The sequence below is a fragment of the Pseudomonas sp. FG6 genome (assembly GCF_057809015.1).
This window is the reverse complement of sequence record NZ_JBMDJD010000075.1, coordinates 1-3444: the sequence shown is the minus strand read 5'-3', so window position 1 is coordinate 3444 and position 3444 is coordinate 1. Positions and strand designations below refer to the sequence as shown.

Annotated in this window: 3 protein-coding genes and 2 pseudogenes; all 5 read right to left on the bottom strand. The window is 51.3% G+C overall.

All coding sequences use genetic code 11. The features are described from left to right. Positions 1-358 (bottom strand): annotated as a pseudogene (locus tag ACODSJ_RS24615) (hypothetical protein); the annotation flags it as partial. Between the two features lie 9 nt (positions 359-367). Beyond that, entirely contained in the window at positions 368-1519 is a 1152-nt protein-coding gene (locus tag ACODSJ_RS24610; RefSeq protein ID WP_489104214.1) for a hypothetical protein, read from the bottom strand. An 83-nt stretch (positions 1520-1602) separates the two neighbouring features. Then, a complete protein-coding gene (locus ACODSJ_RS24605) occupies positions 1603-1866 on the bottom strand; it encodes a PAAR domain-containing protein (protein ID WP_489104213.1) in 264 nt (87 codons plus the stop codon). Between the two features lie 102 nt (positions 1867-1968). Then, positions 1969-2682: a hypothetical protein gene (locus ACODSJ_RS24600; protein ID WP_489104212.1), complete on the bottom strand. Its 714-nt coding sequence runs from the start codon at positions 2680-2682 to the stop codon at positions 1969-1971. Positions 2683-2684: 2 nt separating this feature from the next. Continuing rightward, a pseudogene (locus ACODSJ_RS24595) lies at positions 2685-3444 on the bottom strand (hypothetical protein); the annotation flags it as partial.

The window sequence follows — 3444 nt, the reverse complement described above, 5'->3', positions numbered from 1 at the left end:
GGCGGGTTTTGTGGCGCCAGAGGGGGCCGTATTGGAAGCGCAGGTGTTCGCGCAGTTCTTTCGCATATATCGACTTGTCCTCGGCCTTACTGGGCGCCGGCAACGGGCTATTGTCCGCCTGATACTTTTGATAAGCCGAACGTCCCAACAGATAGCCTAGGAAATGAAACCCACCCAGGAACGACACCAATAGCAGGGCTATTGCGGATATTCCTAGCAACCAGAGCGACTGGAGGTCGCTACCAGGCTGAATACCCAACCATTGAGGGTAGCGCCACATCACAGCGCCCATGACTGCACTGATCAGCAACAAACCGCTGGCCACCGTCCACACACGTATAAAACTTCGCAGTTGCATTCGAATTCCCTATTCCGAGAGTGGAGATGCAGGCGTCAACGCCATGCCCCAAAGCCTGGCGTCAGCGCAGCCATTGCCGCTAAAAATGAACTGCGGCCCCGCACCAACCTGAATGGCTTGGGTCGCCGCGACAATCGCCAGCCATGGCGAAGCTTCGCCTGGGCTCCCCAGCAACCCATCCAGGTCATGAAGCCCTTGGGCATGCAGCGTCGGTAACGACAATTGGGTTGATACGTGGGTAACGTCTGCATGACGTTGGGCATTAACGCCCGCCTGCCAGACATGCCGGATCGGCGTGGCGTCCAACGGGGCCCAGGCAACGGCCTGAGTCGCGGCAACACTCAACGCATCAGGACAAGGTTGGCGCTCCTGCTCCGGGCGATGAAATAAAGCCAAAGGCGCCACCGTGGTTTGCGTCAGCGGATTGCCCAGCAGCAAACCAGCGACCACTTCCGCTGTGCCCTCGGGCTCCTGCGGCGCAAACTGCAATGCAATGACCAGCAACACGGCCTCATCATCGAAACGCCGGTCAAGCCAATGGTCCAACGCCTCCAAACCATTGCCGTCGACGGGAACCAGCGTCTGGCGGATAGCGGATGCTTGCCATGCCTGCTTCCACATCCGATCCCACGCAGAACCCGGCAAGCCGCTATCGCCCTCCAGCAACAGCGCCAGCGGTGTATGGTCCGGTAACTGCGCCAGGGTTGGGGACAACTCGCCGAGCAACCGTTGCAACGTGCTCAGCAACAGCGGTTCGAGATCTTCAGCTGGATCACCTGGCAGACGGCTATGGCACACCGATGACGAGGCGCGTCTCGAAGGCTGTACCTTATGCACCTTGATATCGCCCTGCAAAGCATCCAACTGCACCGCCGGTTTGTCGTCTGGGCCACGCAGGGCGGTATGCAAGTCAATATTCAAAACCTGTAGAAAACGTCGTCCTTGACGGTTTTTCTGAAGCAGATCCTCCTCGCGTGCCTGATCCCAGCCATCGGCCACTGCTTGTTCGCCCAGGTATAGAACCGTCCGTCCAAAGCACAATGCACACCACCCGAGAAAGGGGGCGCCGAGGGCCACGCTCCAGAACCTCTCAGGCCTCTGGCTTAACGTTTCGGGGCCGAACGACAACACGCCCCCAACCCCCAGCAACAAACTGAACATCAGTAACCCAAGCCAAACCCAGGTCCGGGGTCGTACAGGCCTGGGCGCCAAGAGCGGTGTGTCATCCATTCGCACCGGCATGGTTAACGTGCCCCCGCGCCAGACAGCGACGAAATCAGCGCACAACCACAGGCACAACGATGCCCATCAAAGGCAACCGGCACACGGTTGTCCTTGAACGTGGGATGACCCTCGTCAATGACCGTTCGCCCATGGCCTGGCACCGGGCAATCCACCGGATCGCCTTGTCGAGCGACACCGATGCCGCCGAATTTCATGACGGTTGAGCCCGATATGACGGTGCCGTTTCCTGTAGTTTTGTCGCCGATTCGGATGATGTTTTTCATGTTTTATCCTTTCTTTAATTAGGGCCAGTTCCATGGGGCCGCATTTACCCCAACCTTGCGCCTCAAACAGGCCGCCGTTATGTGGCCATTTAATGTGCACTCTTAGGGGGAGCATTGACCGATTGCTAGCTTGATTAAATCCTCCTTCTTCAATCTTTGGATCTTTATAGGCTCTTCAGAGCGCAACACGTCAAGATACTTAAGCTCAGAACTATTTATATTTGAAGAGACCAAAAACACAACGGATTCTCCAAAATCAAAGCAGCCATTATGACTTTTAATGATTTTTTGGGGCGACGAGTTTGTTAGTGATGCTGAAGAATACCTGTCAAAAACCTCAATCTCTCCTATGTGTCCCAGTAAAAAGTCTTTATCGACTGCCCGTTTAAAAATATCGCTAGTGTCAAATGAAAAAATAGACGCCCGCCACTGGCTTGAATAGTCCTGCGCAATTTCTTCGTAGTTCTTCCTCAAGGGGATATTTAACCCGCACACACCAGCCGTCATCCTAGCGCCATTGTAACTATTCCGCTTATCGGAATAAGCACAGTCCACAACGATTTCTCGCCCCTCAATCATCAAGGTAAAATAAAAGCTATCTCTGGAGAGAACAAGCAACCCTGGAGATCCATTTATATATGTAAAGCTCCGATCAACACCATATCGGTCTCCGGTGATGTCCTCATATAAAACCTCATCATCTCCAACATGAAGCGCGAGGCTACCTTCTTTTTTGCCCGCCACTATTTCAGCAGCGTTCACGCCCAAACAAATAGAGAGCAGAGTCATCATTAGGAGATTTATTTTTCTGGCCATATTCAATATTCCAGTAGCGATCCAGATGTATTCTTTAAAATCGATTCAAACCTCTTTGCGTATGAGGCGATTAATTCCGCCTCATCAAGTGAATTGATTATTTTTCGCGCCGAAAAATAATCCACTTTATTTGTGTCGAAGTAGTCGGCTAACTTCTGTCCGGTAAAAATCCCTCTAGTCATTCCTACAATCATAATAGGGACCGAGTATTCAAATTTTGCCGCCGCATCCGGATCAGCGACGAAGTCATAAGATAATAAATTTGAAAATTTCCTGTAATTGTTCTTCCAAGTCAAATGCACGCAGCCGCGACCTCTATATTTATACCCATCACCCTCTTGAGTATTTCCATTTTCCCTGGCTACAACTCGACGCTTCTCGGTCGAGGCGCGCACAGGATCATATTTATCAAAATATGATACCCCGCCAACTTCTGGCTCCTCACTAAAATACTCTCCTGTAGGAAAATGATATGCCTCGTGTCTTACGGTCGCCAACATATAAGAAATTTCGTAGATGTTTGCTTTTAAAGCAGTCGACTCATAGTGCGAGTTTATTGCAGCTATAATTTTTCTTAGATTTTTCTTGGATTTATTAGTTAGAGCTCTTGTGCCGATTGAGAAGGATATGTGCATCTGCTCATACTCGGACAAAAAGTCTTCTACATGAATTAAGCCTACTTTTTTTGCTAGTCTCATCATCCCCAACGGATGAAAGTGATAAACCTTCCCATCCTCCGGCAACCCAACTTTCTCCCTCACC

Coding starts and splice junctions, on each gene's coding strand:
- ACODSJ_RS24610 (WP_489104214.1), bottom strand. CDS start 1,519: ATGTTCAGTTTGTTGCTGGGGGTTGGGGGCGTGTTGTCGTTCGGCCCC.
- ACODSJ_RS24605 (WP_489104213.1), bottom strand. CDS start 1,866: ATGAAAAACATCATCCGAATCGGCGACAAAACTACAGGAAACGGCACC.
- ACODSJ_RS24600 (WP_489104212.1), bottom strand. CDS start 2,682: ATGGCCAGAAAAATAAATCTCCTAATGATGACTCTGCTCTCTATTTGT.